Annotated in this window: 6 protein-coding genes; 3 read left to right on the top strand and 3 right to left on the bottom strand. The window is 76.0% G+C overall.

All coding sequences use genetic code 11. The annotated features are described in order from the left end of the window. From FGW31_RS10220 to FGW31_RS35940, 3 genes are all read left to right on the top strand, one after another. Positions 1–2,985: type 2 lanthipeptide synthetase LanM family protein (locus FGW31_RS10220; RefSeq protein WP_142193075.1), on the top strand; the 2,985-nt coding region annotated here is incomplete at its 5' end. A gap of 79 nt (positions 2,986–3,064) precedes the next feature. Next, complete coding sequence (locus FGW31_RS10225) at positions 3,065–3,268, top strand: hypothetical protein (RefSeq protein ID WP_142193076.1); 204 nt, start codon at positions 3,065–3,067, stop codon at positions 3,266–3,268. Between the two features lie 193 nt (positions 3,269–3,461). Then, the gene (locus tag FGW31_RS35940) at positions 3,462–6,374 is read left to right on the top strand and encodes a helix-turn-helix transcriptional regulator (RefSeq protein ID WP_142193077.1); all 2,913 of its coding nucleotides are present in this window, start codon (positions 3,462–3,464) and stop codon (positions 6,372–6,374) included. 21 nt (positions 6,375–6,395) lie between these two features. Here FGW31_RS35940 and FGW31_RS10235 read toward each other — a convergent pair whose 3' ends face one another. From FGW31_RS10235 to FGW31_RS10245, 3 genes are read right to left on the bottom strand one after another with little or no spacing between them, the layout of a single operon-like run. Continuing rightward, on the bottom strand, positions 6,396–7,646 hold the full coding sequence (locus FGW31_RS10235; protein WP_142193078.1) for an MFS transporter: 1,251 nt from the start codon (positions 7,644–7,646) through the stop codon (positions 6,396–6,398). Between the two features lie 29 nt (positions 7,647–7,675). Next, positions 7,676–8,917 carry a cytochrome P450 gene (locus FGW31_RS10240; protein WP_142193079.1) on the bottom strand — a complete coding sequence of 414 codons (1,242 nt, stop codon included), beginning with the start codon at positions 8,915–8,917 and terminating at the stop codon, positions 7,676–7,678. Beyond that, complete coding sequence (locus tag FGW31_RS10245) at positions 8,914–16,227, bottom strand: non-ribosomal peptide synthetase (protein WP_267905342.1); 7,314 nt, start codon at positions 16,225–16,227, stop codon at positions 8,914–8,916. The genes FGW31_RS10240 and FGW31_RS10245 overlap by 4 nt, the downstream gene beginning before the upstream one ends. Between the last annotated feature and the right edge of the window lie 169 nt (positions 16,228–16,396).

Below are 16,396 nucleotides of genomic sequence, written 5' to 3' on the forward strand. Positions count from 1 at the left end.
GGCCCCGCCCCGTGGGCCGTCGGGGACGCCGAGGGCTTCGCCCAGCGGCTGGCCCATCTCGGCGTGGACCGTGCCACGGCCGCGGCGCTGGCCGCCGAGCCCGTCGGCCGGCTGGCCGCGCGCGCCGCCAAACCCGACTGGGCGCGGTACGCCGAAGCCGCCTTGGCCGGCGCCTCCCCGGAGCCTGCGGAGCCGGTCACCGCCGGGGGCGAGGGACCCGACGTCTTCGCCCCGGTCGTACGGCCGCTCGTCGCCGCCGCCACCGCGCGGCTGGCCGAGTCGCTGCCCGCGGACGCCGAACCGGCGGTGTGGCGGGATGCGTTCGCGCGGCGGCTGACGCACCAGATGGTCCGTCAGGCGGCGCGGACCCTGGTCCACGAACTCGACACGGCGCGGCGCGCCGGGCGGCTGGCCGGTGCCGGCTCCCGTGAGCGGTTCGACGCCTTCGTCGCCGCCGCCGGCACCCGGCAGGGCCTCGGCGCGCTGTTCGCCGCCCGCCCGGTGCTGGCCCGGATGCTCGCGCAGACCGCACTGGACGCGACCGCGGCCACCGCCGAGCTGGCGGCCCGTTTCGCGGCCGACCGGGAGGACCTGGCCGCCGGGCTCCTCGACGGACGCGACCCGGGGCCGCTCACCGGGGTGGATCTCGGCCGCGGGGACGCCCACGAGGGCAACCGGTCCGTCGCGGTCCTGCACTTCGCCGACGAGCGGCTGGTCTACAAGCCGCGGCCGCTCGGCCAGCACGCCCTCCTCGACGGCCTGGTGGGCTGGCTCAACACCAAGGTGCCCGGGCTGGACCTGCGCACCCCGCGCAGTCTGCGCCGAGAGGCGTACGGCTGGCTGGAGTTCGTCGAGCACCGGTGGTGCCGTTCGGTGACCGAGACCGACGCCTTCTACCGGCGCCAGGGCGCGCTGCTGGCCCTGCTGTACGCGGTGGACGGCGCCGACATGCACTACGAGAACGTCATCGCCTGCGGCGACCAGCCGGTCCTGGTGGACGCCGAGACGCTGCTGCACACCGGGCTCGCGCAGTCCATGACGGCCGGCGCCGATCCGGCGGCGGACGCGCTGCGGGCGTCCGTGCACCGCACCTGTCTGCTGCCGCACCTGCTGATCGGCGAGCACGGCGCCCTGGACATCTCCGCGCTCGGCCGGTCCACCGACGGCACCTACCCGAGCGAGGGCCTGCACTGGCGGGACAGCGGCCTGGACACCATGCGGGCCGTGCGGGGGCCGTTGCTCAGCCCCGCCGGGCACAACCAGCCGCTGCCCGCCGGCCGCCTGCTGGAGGGCGCCGACCACCGGGCCGCGCTGCTGGAGGGCTTCCGCGCCGCGTACACGGCACTCGCCGCCGACGGGCACGAACTTCTCGGCGAGGACGGCCCGTTGATGTCCGGCGCGGACCGCCCCGCCCGGCTCGTCGCCCGCGCCACCCGCCTGTACGCGACCCTCCTCGAGGAGTCCACCCACCCGTCGCTGCTCGGCGACGCGCTCGCCCGGGAGGGCGTCTTCGCGGTGCTGTGGACGGAGTCCGTTGACGACGAGGCGCGCCGGCGGCTGATCGAACACGAGACGGCGGCGCTGTGGCGCGGTGACGTCCCGCTGTTCACGCACCGGCCGTCGGGAACCGCGGTGCGGGCCGACGACGGCACGTGGCTGCCCGGACTGCTGCCGGTGGCGGGCCTGGCCTCGGTGCGGGAGAAGATCGCCCGGATGGACGAGGTCGACTGCCACGACCAGGAGTGGATCATCGCGGCCACGATCGCGGCGCGGGGTGCGGGGTCGCCGCTGGACCGGCCCCGGTCCGAACTGGCGGTGGAGCCGGTGCCGGCCGTCGCACCCGACGCGTCCCGGCTGCTCGCCGCCGCGTGCGGGATCGCCGACGAGATCGCCGCTCGCGCGGTGCGGGACGGGGGCCGGACCAACTGGCTCGGTCTGGAGCGGGTGTCCGGCCCGCACTGGGCGGTGCTGCCGATGGGCGCCGGACTCGCGCAGGGCTACTGCGGGGTGGCGCTGTTCCTGGCGCACGCGGACGCGCTGGCCGGAGCGGGCCGGTACGCCGCGCTCGCCCGGGAGGCGGTCCGCCCGCTGCCCGTCCTGCTGAAGGCCCTGGCGGACGATCCCGAACTGAGCGCGGCGGCCGGGCCGGGCGCGTACGACGGTCTCGGCGGCGTCGTGTACGCGGTGCTGCGGCTGTCGGCGCTGCTGGGCCCGGAGCCGGCCGACTGCCTGCCCGACGCGCTCACCGCCCTCGGACACGCCGCGTCCGCCTCATCCGATCCGGGGTTCGCCGGCGGCACGGCCGGAGCCCTGACCGCCGCCGTCGCCGTGCACGAGGCGACCGGCGACCCGGCGGCGCTGCGGCTCGCGGACGCCCTGGCGGACCGGCTGCTCGACGCGGTGTCCGGCCCCGAAAGGGCCCCGGCGTCGTGGGCCGCCGCCGCGCACGGCCTCCCCGCCGGTTTCGCCGACGGTACCGCGGGCATCGCCTGGGCCCTGCTGCGGTACGCCGCCCGCCGCCCTCGTCGGGCCGCCGTGCACACGGCCGCCGCCCGGGCGCTGCTGGACACCGCGTCACGGGGCGCCGGGGCGGACCCCGCGGACGCGTCCTGGTCCCGCGGGCTCTCCGGGGCGGCGGCCGTCGCCGCCCACCTGCCCCCCGTACCCGGTGCGCCCGCCGCGGCCCCACCGGCGGACCCCGACGTGCGCCCCGACCTCAGCCTGGGGCAGGGCACGCTCGGCACGCTGGAAGCCCTGGCCGTACGCGCCGGACGGGGTGACCCGGCCGCCGCCGGGGCGCTCGCCCGGCACGCCGGCCGGGTGCTCGCCCTCGTCGAGGCGCAGAACCACCGCTGCGCCACCCCCGACCACGTTCCCTCCCCCGGACTGCTCGACGGGCTGTCCGGCATCGGGTACGGGCTGCTGCGCCTCGCCCATCCCGGCACCGTCCCGTCCGTCCTGCTCCTGTCCCACCCCGGCCACTGACCGGCAGGGCACCTCGCCACCACGGCTCTTCCACCTCCACCCCCGTACCTCCCGTACGGACCTTCAGAAGGGGTCACCGATGGACCAGCACCCGAACACCACCGCGACCGCCGCCGACTCCGCCGCGACCGCCGCCGAGGAGCAGGACGCGGCGGGCGGGATCACGCTCACCGGCCGCAACCGCGCCTGCGCCCGCGCCCGCGTCCTGGCCGGGATGGTGCTGACCAGCGGCATCGTCATCACGCTGACCTCGGTGGACACCTCGGTCTCCGTGCCGAACTGATCCCGGTCGGCCGTCACTTCGCGTGAGGGCGCGGGCCCGTCCGGCGGGCCCGCGCCGCGGTGCGTCCGGCGGGACCGCCCGTTCCCGCTCCGGTGTGCGGCCGTTCCGCGTCGGGGCCGGGCGGGTTCAGGGTGCGTGGCCGCTCCGCTGCGGCCTGCCCTGGAACCCGACATCCTGATTATCATCTGCGTTCATGCGTTCCCATGCGCCTTCCCTCGTCGGGCGGGACCTCCAACTCAGCCTGCTCGAGAGCGCCTTGGCCGAGGCGCGACAGGGACGGGGCGGTGTCGTCTTCCTGGTCGGTGAGGCCGGGGTGGGCAAGTCGCGGCTCGCGGCGGAGGCCGTGGGCGGCGCGCTCGGCTCCGGGATGCGGGTCCTGCGCGGCCGCAGCAGCACCACCGGGCCCGCGGTGCCGTTCCGTCCGCTGACCGAGGCCCTGATGCCGCTGTTCCGCGGCGGCGAGCCGTTGGACGACGTGGCCCTCGGCCCGTACCGGTCGGTTCTGGGACGGCTGATACCCGAGTGGGACACCGGCGAGCGCGAGAGCAGCTCCATGGTGATCCTGGGCGAGGCGGTGCTGCGGCTGCTGCTGGCCGCCGGGCGCGGGCAAGGGCAGTTGCTGCTGCTGGAGGACCTGCACGACGCCGACCCCGAGACCCTCGAAGTCCTCGAGTACCTGGTGGACAACCTGGAGTACACGCCGGTGCTGCTGCTGGCCACCGTGCGGACCGATTTCAGCGACGCGCTGGACCTGGCGCAGTCCGCCCGCCGCCGGGGCGTCGCCACCCTCGCCGAACTCCCGCCGCTGACCCGGGCGCAGGTGGAGGAGATGACGGCGGCGCATCTGGGCGTGGACGGCCCGGACGAGGTGCCGCCGGCGGTCCCGGACCGCCTGTGGGAGGACAGCGCGGGCAGTCCCTACCTGGTCGAGGAACTGCTGCAGTCCATGATCGGGGCCGGCACGCTGGTGCAGGGCGTCGACGGCTGGCGCACCGTCGGCGACCTGCGGCGCGACGTCTCCTCCACGCTGGCCCGGGGCATCCTGCGCCGCATCGACCGGCTGGGCGCGCAGGGCCTGACACTGCTGTCGGCCGCCGCGGTGCTGGGCCGCCGCTTCTCGCTCACCGTGCTCCAGCACATGACCGGCGTCGAGGACCGGACCCTGCTGAGCCATCTGCACGCGGGCGTCGCCGCCCGGCTGGTCATCCCCGACGAGCCCGCACCCGACTGGTACTCCTTCCGCCACTCCCCCACGGTGGAGGCGCTGTTCACGCAGATGACGCCGGGACAGCGCGCGGAGCTGGCACGGCGCGGCGCACGGGCCGTCGAGGAACTGCACCCGGGCCTCGACGGCGACTGGTGCGCGCTGGCGGCCGGGCTGCGCTGCGAGGCCGGGGACCGGGTGGAGGCGGGGCGGCTCTACGCGGACGCCGGCGGGCGGGCCCTGGCGGCGGGCGCCTTGGGCTCGGCGGTCACCCTGCTCAGCCGGGCCGAGGAACTGCTGGCGGAGGCCGGTGATCCGCAGGCCCGGGCCTCGGTGCTGGAGGACCTGCTGCCCGCGCTCGCGGAGGCCGGTGACTTCGCCCGCGCCTTCGACCTGGCCGAGGACCTGCACGCGCTGGGCGGGGCCGGGCTGAACGCCGTACGGCTGGCCACGCTGCACAGCCGGCTGGCCAAGGTGGCCCACACGGCGGGCCGGTGGAGCGACGGCAACCGGCAGGTGGCCCGGGCCCGCGAGGTCCTGGCGACGGCCCCGGACGAGGCGACGGCCGCGGCCGTCGACGTCACGGCCGCCTACCTCGCCCTGGACACCCCGGGTCCGGACCGCACCCAGCACGCGGAGAAGCTGGCCCGCTCGGCGGCCGACGCCGCCGAGCGGCACGGCCTGCCGGTCGTCGCCTGCCAGGCGTGGGAGCTGCTGGCCACCGTCGCCCGTGAGCGGGACCCCGAGGAGTCCGCGGACATGCTCCGGCGGGCGCTTGAGACGGCGGAACGGCACCGGCTGCCCCTGCAGCGCATGTACGCGGCCACCCGCATGAGCGGCAACGCCTGGCTCGCCGAGGGCGACGCCTCCGGCCTGCTGGCGGCCCGCGAGGAGGCGCTGCGGCTCGGCTCGGTGAACATCGTGCACACGGTGGACGGCATCCTCGTCCTGGACGCGGTACTGCGCGGTGACCACGCGACCGCGCGGTCGGCCGCGGCGGACTGCCTGGCGGTGGCGCGGCGGCTGCGCCTGGCGCCCGTCGTGCGGTACGTCCTGATGGCGCGGGCCACCATGGAGGCGCACCGCGCGGACCGGGCGGCGATGGAGGCGACGCTGGCGGCGTTCGCCGAGTGGGACGGCGCGGGTTCGCAGGAGGAGCCGCTGAGCCTCGGCCTGGCCCGCGCCTTCTGCGCGCTGCTGGAGGAGGACCGCGACCTGGCGCGCGCCGAGCTGCGAGCGGTGCAGGCGCTGGAGGCGGACAACCCCTCCACGTACCACCTCGGCGGGATCCACGGCCTGGTCCTGCTGCTGGACGTGCTCGCCGGTGACGCGGACCGGACCCGGCACGAGGAGATCACCGCCACCGCGATGGCCCGGATGCGGTGGAACCGCCAGTTCGTCCTGCTCGCCGACGCCGTGCTGCTGGGCCGGGAGGGCGCGGGGCCGCGCGCGGTCGCGGCGGTGGAGGCGGCGCTGGCGGCGGCGGAACCGTATCCGCTCGCCCGGCACCTGGGGCTGCGGCTGATCGCGGACGCGGCGCACCAGGACGGCTGGGGCGATGCGGTGGGCTGGCTGCGGCAGGCCGAGCACTACTTCCACGAGCGGGACGTCGCGGCCGTCACCGGCGCCTGCCGGGCGGCGCTGCGCCGCTTCGGCGCCCCGGTGCACCAGCACCGCTCCGGCACCGGCTCGATCCCGCGGGAACTGCGCGCCCAGGGCGTGACCGTGCGGGAGTTCGACGTGTTCCGGCTGCTCGCGGAGCGGCTCAGCAACAAGGACATCGCCGACCGGCTGTTCATCTCGCCCCGCACCGCGGAGAAGCACATCGCGAGCCTGATCACCAAGACGGGGGCGGCCAACCGCGCGGACCTGTGCGCGCGGTCGGCCGCCTTCCGGGAGTAGGGCAGGGCCGGCGAGGGCCGCCTACCGCATCTCGCGCACCCTCCTGGACGCCAGCACCGCCAGTCCGGTCGCGGCGAGCACCGCGACCGCCACCCCGAACAGGGCGGAGACGTCCCGGCCGGCCAGCGCCCCGCACACGATCAGCGACAGCGGGGCGACGGCGTAACCGAGGACCATGTCGACGGAGACGACACGGCCGAGCACGTCCTGCGGGATGTTCCGCTGGATCCAGCTCAGCCCGAACACGCCCTGGAAGCCGATGGCGAAGCCCATGGCGAGGACGGTCACCACGACGACCGGGGTGCTGTGCACCAGACCGAGGACGGCCATGCCCGCGCTCAGCCAGCCGGCCAGGGCGGCCACCAGCAGGCCGACCCTGGGCCGCCCGCCGAGGGCACCGCCGGCGAGCGTGCCGAGCACGGCGCCCGCGGCGAGGGAGCCGTTGAGCACGCCGAGCGTGGCCGAGCCGCCGCGCAGCACCTGGTCGGCGAGGGTGGCGAAGCCGACCGTGAAGGGCCCGGCGTAGCAGAAGTTGACGGCGGTGTCGAGGGCGACGATCGTCCGCAGCCGCGGGTCGCGGGCGGTGTACGCGATGCCCTCGCGGATGCGGGCGCCGAGGGACGCCTGCTTCCCGGGCGTGCCGTCCGTGCCGGTGCGGGCCGCCCTGGGGCGGGTGCGGACGCGGGCCACGCACAGGCCGCACAGGGCGAAGCAGACGGCGTCGACGAGGAAGGCGACCGGCGCCTGGGTCAGCGCGATGACCAGGCCGCCGATGGCTGGGCCGATGACGGCGGCGGTCCGCGCGCCGGCCCCCATCAGCGCGTTGGCCGGGGTGAGCAGTTCGTCGTCGACCACCGAGGGCAGGATGGAGACGCGCGCGGGCTGGAAGAAGGCGTCGACGGTGCCGAAGGCGGCGGCCGCGGCGCACAGCATCCACACCGTCAGGTTCCCGGTCAGTCCGGTCAGTCCGACGGCCGCCATCAGGACGGCCCGGGTCCAGCTGGAGGCGACCATGAGGGCGCGCGGGGACATCGAGTCGCCGAGGCTGCCGCCGACCAGGGTGAACAGGGCGCGGGGGACGGCCTGGAAGGCCAGGACGTAGCCGAGGGTGAGAGTGGAGCCGGTCAGGCCGAGGGTGATCCAGGAGAACGCGACGACGCTGAAGCCGTCGCCCAGCAGGGACAGCGCCTGCCCCGTCCACAGGAGCCGGAAGGACCGGTGCCGGGCGGGGGCCCACAGGCGTGGGCCGGCGTCGGCGAGGGTGGTGGCCATGGGGTGCCTTTCGTCGGACCGGGGTCCGGTCAGTAGTGGACGGGCAGGGCGGTCAGGCCGCGGTTGAGCAGGGAGGGCTGCCAGGCCGGGCGCCCGGGGTCGGCGAGGGTCAGGCCGGGGTGGTCGCACACCAGCGTGCGGACGGCGGCCACGGCGACCAGGCGGGCCAGGGCGGCGCCGATGCAGAAGTGGGCGCCGAAGCCGAAGCCGAGGTGGGTGGCGCCGGAGCGGCGGACGTCGAAGCGGCCGGGGTCGGGGAAGCGGGCCGGGTCGCGGTTGGCGGCGGCGGTGACGAGGAAGATGCGGTCCCCGGCCCGCAGGGTGCGGCCGTCGAGGTCGAGGTCGCGGGCGGCGGTGCGGATGGACATCTTGGACGGGCCGTCCAGGCGCAGGGTCTCCTCCACCGCCCCCTGGGCCAGTTCGGGTTCGGCCCGCACGGCGGCCAGCTGGTCGGGGCGGGTGTGCAGGGCCAGGACGGTGTTGGCGATGAGGTTGCTGGTGGTCTCCCCGCCGGCGAACGCCATCTGGGTGAGCATCCCGACGAACTCCTCCTCGGTGACCGAGTCGCCGACCCGGCCCTCCCGGAGCACCTGGCTGATCAGGTCGTCGCCCGGTTCGGCGCGGCGCCGGGCGACGAGGGCGCCGAGGTAGTCGTCGAGGCTCACCAGGGCCTGGAGGGACGCCCGGTACTCGCTCTCCTCCTGGGCGGTGCCGAGGACGAGGTCGGCGACGCGGGTGTTCCAGTACCAGAAGGAGGGCCCGTCGGTGGGCGGGATGCCGAGCCAGCGGGCGAACACCAGGGCGGGCAGCGGTTTGGCGACGTCGGCCAGGAGGTCGCCGGTGCGGCCGGGCGTCGCCTTGCGGGCGAGGACGGCCCGGGTCGCCTTCTCGGTGAAGGCGCGGTAGCGGGCCACGGCCCGGGCGGAGAACGCCTCCTGGAAGACCTGGCGGAGCCTGCGGTGCCGGGGCGGGTCGTTGAAGACCATCCAGCGCGAGAGGATCCCGAAGGCCCGTTCGGCGTCCTCTCGGGCGCCCTGCGGGACGGCGTCCATCAGGGGCCGCACCCGGTCGGCGGAGACCGCGGGGTCGCGCAGGCAGCGCATCACCTGGTCGTAGCCGGTGACGAGCCAGGCGTGGTGCAGGGGACTCCAGTGGACGGGCGCGTGGTCGCGCAGGGCGTCGAGATGGCCGTAGGGGTCGGCGATCATGTCCGCGGAGAGCAGGTAGCGCTCGGTGGGGGCGGGAGCGGGGGCGGGGGCGTGGGTGGTCATCGGGTCTCTCCCGCCTCGGTGCGCCCGGTGGCGGCACCGGTTCCGGCGGCCCCGGCGGCCTCCGCGGTGCCGGGGTTCTCGATGCCGGTGAGCAGGCCGGCGATGCCGCGCACCCTGGGCTCGGCCATCATCGACATGTGGTCGCCGTCGCTGACGTGCAGCGTGAGCCCGCCGCCGGCCACCTCCCGCCAGCGGGCGACGTAGGTGTCGTAGTCGACGTCCAGACCGGGCATGGTGCGGCCGCGCGGCAGCCCCGCGGCCTCGCTGCCCACCACCAGGTGCACATGACCGGGGTACGGGCGGACCTCGTAGGCGGCGAGGGCGGCGAGCAGCGAGTGCCACACCTCGATCGGTGCGCCCTCGACGAGGGCGGCCTCGGACGGGCTCATGCCGGCTCCGAGCAGGGTGGCGGTGAGTTCGGCGGTGGCCCGGTCGCGCGCGGGGGAGGGCGGCAGGTCGCGCAGCCGGTCGCGCAGGCGCAGGGCCTCGCGCAGGTCCCGGGTGACGCCCAGGAGCCGGGCGCGGGCGGCGGGGTTGGGCAGGTAGGGCTCGATGAGGACCAGCGGGGCGACGGTGTGTCCGGCCCGGTGGAGCTGGGTGGCCATCTCCAGGGCGATGTTGGCGCCCATGGACCAGCCGAGCAGGGCGTGCGGGCCGGTGCCGCCGCGTTCGGTGATCTCGGCGACGTAGTTGGCGGCGATGCCGGTCACGGTGCTCGGGTCGGTGCCGCCGAGCAGGCCGCGCGCCTGGAAGGCGTGCACGGGGCGGCCGGGCGGCAGGGCACGGGCGAGCGGGACGAACCAGGCGGCGCTGCCGCCGGTGGGGTGCACGCACCACAGGGGCTCCCCGGTGCCCTCGCGCAGCCGCACCTCGGAGGTGACGGCGGCGGGCAGGCCCTCGCCCGCGGCCCGGACGGCGTGCCGGGCGAGCCGGGCGAGGGTGGGGTGCTCGATCAGGTCGCCGACGGAGACCGGCAGGCCGCGCGCGGCGGCCATGAGGGAGACGCGCACGGTGGACAGGGAGCTGCCGCCGATGCGGAAGAAGTCGTCGTGGACGCCGATCCGGGACAGGCCGAGGACCTCGCGCCAGATCTCGGCGAGGATCTTCTCGGCGGCACCGGACGGGGCGACGTACGCGGTGTCCGTGCGGTCGAGTTCGGCCGGCGGCAGGGGCAGCGCCCGCCGGTCGATCTTGCCGCTGCGGTTGACCGGCATCTCGTCGAGGACGACGTACCGTGCGGGCACCATGTACCCGGGCAGGGAGGCCCGCAGGGCGCCGCGCAGTTCCTCGGGGTCGGGCCGCGCTCCGGAGACGACGAGGTAGGCGACGAGGGCCGGTTCGCCGGGCAGGTCGGTGCGGTGCAGGACCACTGCCTGCCGGACCTCCGGGAGTTGCCTCAGGGCGTGTTCGATCTCCCCGAGTTCGATGCGGAATCCGCGCAGCTTGACCTGGGAGTCGCGGCGCCCCAGCCACTCCACGGAGCCGTCCGGCCGGTGGGTGCCGAGGTCGCCGGTGCGGCACAGGCGGTCGCCGGGGGCCCCGTACGGGTCGGGGACGTAGGTGGCGGCGGTCAGGGCGGGCCTGCCCAGGTAGCCGCGGCCGACGGCGTCGCCGCCGAGGTGGATCTCGCCGGGGACGCCGGCCGGGACCGGCTGGAGGTCGTCGTCGAGGACGTGGACCCGGGTGTTGCGCATCGGGGTGCCGATGGGCGGACGGCCCTGCCCGGGGCTCAGTTCGGCGGCGAGGGACCACACGGAGGTCTCGGTGAGGCCGTAGATGTTGTGGAAGCGCCGGCCGCGCGACCAGACGTCGGCGAGTTCGGCCGGGCAGGCCTCGCCGGCGACCTGGAGCACCCTGAGGTCGGGGAAGGTGTCCTCGCCGAGGACGGCGAGGGCGCTGGGCGGCAGCATGGCGGCGGTGACGCGGTTCTCGCGCAGGGTGCGCGCGAGGTCGGGACCGGGGCGCAGGCCGTCCCTGGGGGCGGTGACCAGGCAGCCGCCGTTGGACAGGGACCAGGTGAGTTCGAGGATCGAGGCGTCGAATCCGAAGGAGGCGAACTGCAGGACGCGGTCCTCGGGGGTGGGGTCGACCAGGTCGCGCTGGCCCTCCAGCATGTTGGACAGACCGCGGTGCGGGATGGCGACGCCCTTGGGGACGCCGGTGGAGCCCGAGGTGTAGATGATGTAGGCGAGGGTGTCGGCGTCGGCCTGTGGGCCGCCGCCCGGCACGGGCTCCTGGTGTTCCGCGGGGGCGTCGAGGTGGACGACCGGCCCGTCGAACGGGACCGTGCCGGCCAGGGGCCGCTGGGTCAGCAGTACGCGCATGCCGCTGTCCCGCGCCATGAACGCGAGCCGCTCGGTGGGGTGTTGCGGGTCCAGCGGCAGGAACGCGCCGCCGGAGCGCAGCGCGCCGACGGCGGCGCGCACCAGGTCGGGGCCGCGTTCGGCGCAGATGCCGACCACCGTCTCGGGGCCCACCCCGAGCCGCCGCAGCCGGCGCGCCAGCTGCTCGGCCTGCTCGTTCAGTTCGGCGTACGTGATGCGCTGCCCGAGGTGTTCGACGGCGGTCGCGTCCGGGGTGCGGGCGGCGTGGCCGGCGATGTGCTCGTGCAGGAGCAGCGGGGAGGACGGGACGACGGGACCGCGGGCCCAGTCGTCGAGGGCGGTGGCGCGGGCGGCGCCGGTGAGGGCGGGCCGGGTGACACGGCCGTCGGGGCCGGCGGTCATGGCCTCCAGCTGGGCGCAGTACACGTCGGCCAGCTGCTCGGCGGTGGCGGGGGCGACGTACTGCGGGTCGGCGTCGAGGGTGAAGGCGTTGACGCTGGCGTTGACCAGCAGCGGGAACATGGTGCGGGCGATCTCCAGGGAGTCGTCCCAGGAGTCGTGGGAGAGGCGGTGGAAGTTGACGTAGTTGAAGACGGCGTCGGTCAGCCGCGGTTCGGTGGGCCGGAGTTCGGCGATGCGGACCAGCGGGACCCTGCGGTGCGGCAGCATGGCCTGCTCGGCCCGGAAGACGTCCCGCAGGTAGGCGAGCCAGGTGCCGCGCGGGCGGGCCACTCCGAACGGCACGGTGTTGAGGAAGAGTCCGCGCATCCGGTCGGCGTCGGGCAGTTCGGGACGGCCGTTGGTGACCAGGCCGATGCTGTGGCCGAGGACGTCGTCGTCGCGGCCGGCGAACAGGCTCATGGTGTGGTGGAAGGCGGCGATGAGCACGGTGCGGCGCGGCACGCCCGCTTCTCTGGCGAGCCGGCCGATGCGTTCGGCGAGGTGGGCGTAGGAGCGGCGGACCTCGTGGACCGGCGGGTGGTCCTCGGCGGCGCCGTCGGTGCGGCGGCGGAAGGTCACCGGCCGCAGCTCGGCGAGCCGGTCGCGCCAGTACGCCAGTGACTCCTCGCTCTCCAGCGCGGCGCGTTCCAGGGCGACGTACTCGGCGAACCGGGGCGCGTTCGGCGGCTGCGGGGCGGTGCGGTGGGCGACGGACTCCCGGTGCAGGGCGAGCAGGTCGGCGACGAGGGAGGTCAGGCTCCAGCCGTCCAGGACGACGTGGCAGTCGGTGAGGACGAGCCGCAGGTCGTGGTCGGTGATGTGGTGCAGGTGGATGCGGACCAGGGGGGCGGCGGCCAGGTCGAAGCGGCGGTCGAACTCCTCGTCGACGAAGCGGCGCAGTCGCGCCCGCTGCTCCTCGCGCGGCAGTCCGCGCAGGTCGGTGTAGCCGACGGGGAGGTGGGCGGTGCGGTGGACGAGCTGGAGGGGCTCGCGGTAGGAGACGAGGTCGACGGAGGTGCGCAGGATGGGGTGGCCGGCGACCACCGCGTCCACGGCGGCCTGGAAGGCGTCGAGGTCGAAGCCCTCGGGGACGGTGATCTTCAGGTCGGTGACGTTGTGGTAGGCGCCGCGCCGGGGGTCGGCGAGCATCTCGTGCAGCATGCCCGCCTGGAGCATGGTGAGCGGGTAGGCGTCGGCGAGGTGGTCCGGCAGCCGGGCGGCGTCGGCGGGGTCCAGCTGGGAGAACGGGGCGACGGGCTCCGGGGCGTCGACCGCGTTGGTGACGAGTGCGGCCAGGTCGGCCAGGGTGCGGGCGCGGAAGACGTCGGCGACGGTGAAGGCGAGTCCGGCGAGACGGCCGAGGCCGACCAGGCGCAGGGCGAGGATGGAGTCGCCGCCGAGGTCGAAGAAGTTGTCGGTGCGGCCGGCGTGTTCGGTGCCGAGGACCTGGCTCCACACCTCGGCCAGGGTCCGCTCGACGGGTCCCTCGGGCGGCACGTGGGTGCGGTGTCCGGTGGCTCCGGCGTGCACGGCGGTCAGCGCGGCGCGGTCCACCTTGCCGTTGGCGGTCAGCGGCAGCCGCTCGTGGCGGACGAACAGGGCCGGGACCATGTAGTCGGGCAGGCTCAGCCGCAGTCCCTCGCGCAGGGCGGGCGGGTCGAGCGGGCGGGCCTCGGGCGTGACGACGTGCGCGACGAGCCGGGCCGTGCCGCCGTCGGCGCGGGCCACCACGGCGACGTCCCGGACGCCGGGCAGGGCGCGCAGCGCGGTCTCGATCTCGCCCGGCTCGATCCGGTACCCGCGGATCTTCACCTGGTGGTCGGCGCGGCCCACGTAGGCCAGTCGGCCGTCGGGCAGCACGCGCACCAGGTCGCCGGTGCGGTACATGCGGGCGCCGGGGGCGCCGAAGGGGTTCTCCAGGAAGCGTTCGGCGGTCAGTTCGGGCCGGTTGCGGTAGCCGCGGGCGACGCCGCCGCCGGAGACGTACAGCTCGCCGACGGTGCCGGGCGGGACGAGCCGGCCCCAGGGGTCGAGGACGTATCCGTGCTGTCCGGCCAGCGGCCGTCCGATGGGCGAGCGGACCGTGCCGCGGACGTCGTCCTCGGTCACCGTGTGGATCGTGACGTGCACGCAGGTCTCGGTGATGCCGTACATGTTCACCAGGGCGGGGCGCCGGCCGGGGGTGGTGAACCAGTCGCGGTAGTCGCGCACGTCGAAGGCGTCGCCGCCGAAGATCACCGTGCGCAGGGCCAGGTCGTCGAAGCCGGCTCCGGCGTCCGCGAGGTGGGCGCGCAGGCCCTTGAAGGCGGCGGGGGTCTGGTTGAGCACGGTGACGCGTTCCTCGCGCAGCACGCGGTGCACGGCCGCCGGGTCGCGCACCTCGTCCGCGCCGAGCACGACGACCCGCGCGCCCCGGGTGAGCGGCGCCCACAGTTCCCACACGGAGAAGTCGAAGGCGGGCGAGTGCGTCATCGTCCACACGTCGGCGGGTCCGAAGTCGAAGTGCCGGTCGGCGGCGTCGAGGAGCCAGGCCAGGTTGCCGTGGGTGATCTCCACGCCCTTGGGCCGGCCGGTGGAGCCGGAGGTGTAGATGACGTAGGCGAGGTCGCCGGGGGCGGGCCGGATGTCGTCACCCGTGTCGGACGGGTGCTCCTCGTCGGAGTCGAGCGGTACGAGCCGGGCGGGCAGGGACGCGAGGGCGGTGCGCGTGGCGGTGTCGGTGACGATCCATTCGATGCCGGCGTCGGTGACGGTGAACTCGCGCCGGGCCGGCGGGTGGGAGGGGTCGAGCGGGAGGTAGGCGGCCCCGGCCCGCCAGATGCCGAGCAGGGCGGCCGCCAGGTCGGGGGTGCGGTCGAGGCAGACGCCGACGAGCGAGCCTCGGGTCACCCCGGCGGCGCGCAGCCGCCGCGCGAGCGCGGAGGCGCGGGCGTCGAGCCGGGCGTAGGTCAGGCTGCGGCCGGAGCCGCTGACGGCGACGGCGTGCGGGGTGCGGGCCGCGTGCTCGGCGAACCGGTCGGGCGCGGTCGGCGGGTCGGGGGTGACGGCGGCGCCGGTGGCCGCGGGGCCGTCGGCGCCGAGGAGGTGGCCGCGTTCGGCGGGGGTGAGCGGGTCGATGCCGCTGAGCGGGGTGTCGGGGGTGGCGCAGAAGGCTTCGAGCAGGGTGACGACGTGCCGGGCGAGGGCGGCGACCGTGGCCTCCTCGAAGAGGTCGGGCCGGTAGACGAAGGCGAGTTCGGTGCGGTCCTCCCCGTCGCGCAGGTCCAGGGTGAGGTCGAACTTGGCGGTGGTCAGGCCGATCGGGTACGGCGTCCCGGTCGCCCCGCCGAGGGCGATGCCGGGCGCGGCGGCGCCGGACTGCGTGTAGAGCACCTGCACGAGCGGGTTGCGGGCCAGGTCGCGGTCGGGGCTGAGCGCGTCGACGACCCGCTCGAACGGCAGGGACTGGTGTTGGAAGGCCTCCAGGACCCGGTCCCGGGTGCGGGCGAGCAGCGTGGCCGGGGTCGGGGCGTCGGAGAGGTCGCCGCGCAGCACGAGGGTGTTGACGAAGAAGCCGACGAGTTGCTCGGTCTCGACGCGTTCCCGGTTGGCCACGACGGTGCCGACGGCGACGTCGTGCTGCCCGGTGTGGAAGGCGAGCGCGGCCTGGAAGGCGGCCAGCACGGTCATGTAGGGGGTGGTGCCGGCGCGGCGGCCCAGGGCGGCGAGGGCGCCGTCGAGGGCGGGCGGAAGGGTGACGCGGTGCACGGCCCCCCGTCCGGACGGGGTCTCCGGGCGGGGGTGGTCGGTCGGCAGCTCCAGCGGGGTGAGCCCGGCCAGGCGGGTGCGCCAGTGCTCCAGCGCGGCGGACTGGTCGCTCTCGCGCTGCCAGATCGCGTAGTCGGTGTAGTCCAGCGGGAGTTCGGGCAGCTCGGCGGCGCGTCCCCGCGTTCTGGCCCGGTACAGCTCGGCCAGGTCGCGGACGAGGAGGTCGAGGGACCAGCCGTCGGAGACGATGTGGTGCATGCCCAGGACGAGGACGTGGTCCTCTTCGGCGGCGCGTACCAGGGTGGCGCGGAAGGCGGGTTCGCGGGCGAGGTCGAAGGGGCGCAGGGCGGCCGCGTGCACGGCGGCGGCGAGCCGGCGTTCGCGGTCCCCGGTGTCCTCGCCGGTCACCTCGGTCACGTCGAGGACCGTGCCGCCCACGGGCAGGACCCGTTGGTGGGGAACGCCCTCGTGCTCGGGGAAGACCACGCGCAGCTGCTCGTGCCGGGCGGCCAGGTCGGCGACGGCCGCGGTGAGGGCCGGCACGTCCAGCGGGCCGGTCAGCCGCCAGGCGGCGGGGAGCAGGTAGGTCGGCGCGCCGGGGTCGATCCGGTCCAGGAAGTACAGGCGCTGCTGGGCGGCGGACAGCGGGATCCGCTCCGGGCGCGGCCGGACCCGGGCCGGGCCGGTGTCCCTCGCGGCGGCCCGGCCGCGCAGCCGCTGTTCCATCAGGCGCCGGGCGGCCGGGGAGAGGGTGCCGCCGGTGGTGACGGGGCCGGGACGCACGTCGGATGTGGTCATGGGGGCGCTCCGATCTCGGTTCTGGAGGGGAGGAAGTCGGTGGGGGACCGCTCGTCGGTCGCCGGGCCGTGGGTGCGGACGGCCGGAGCCGAGGGTCAGTGGGTGGCGAGGGCTCGGGTGACGGAGGTCGCCCGGAAGCCGCGGGACGGGGGCCGGCCGGGGCCGGGGG

This window comes from Streptomyces calvus (assembly GCF_006782915.1).
GTDB lineage: Bacteria > Actinomycetota > Actinomycetes > Streptomycetales > Streptomycetaceae > Streptomyces > Streptomyces calvus.

Excerpts from the sequence above, each read along its gene's own strand:
- FGW31_RS10235 (WP_142193078.1), bottom strand. The coding sequence starts at position 7,646 with ATGGCCACCACCCTCGCCGACGCCGGCCCACGCCTGTGGGCCCCCGCC.
- FGW31_RS35940 (WP_142193077.1), top strand. The coding sequence starts at position 3,462 with ATGCGTTCCCATGCGCCTTCCCTCGTCGGGCGGGACCTCCAACTCAGC.
- FGW31_RS10245 (WP_267905342.1), bottom strand. The coding sequence starts at position 16,227 with ATGACCACATCCGACGTGCGTCCCGGCCCCGTCACCACCGGCGGCACC.
- FGW31_RS10240 (WP_142193079.1), bottom strand. The coding sequence starts at position 8,917 with ATGACCACCCACGCCCCCGCCCCCGCTCCCGCCCCCACCGAGCGCTAC.
- FGW31_RS10225 (WP_142193076.1), top strand. The coding sequence starts at position 3,065 with ATGGACCAGCACCCGAACACCACCGCGACCGCCGCCGACTCCGCCGCG.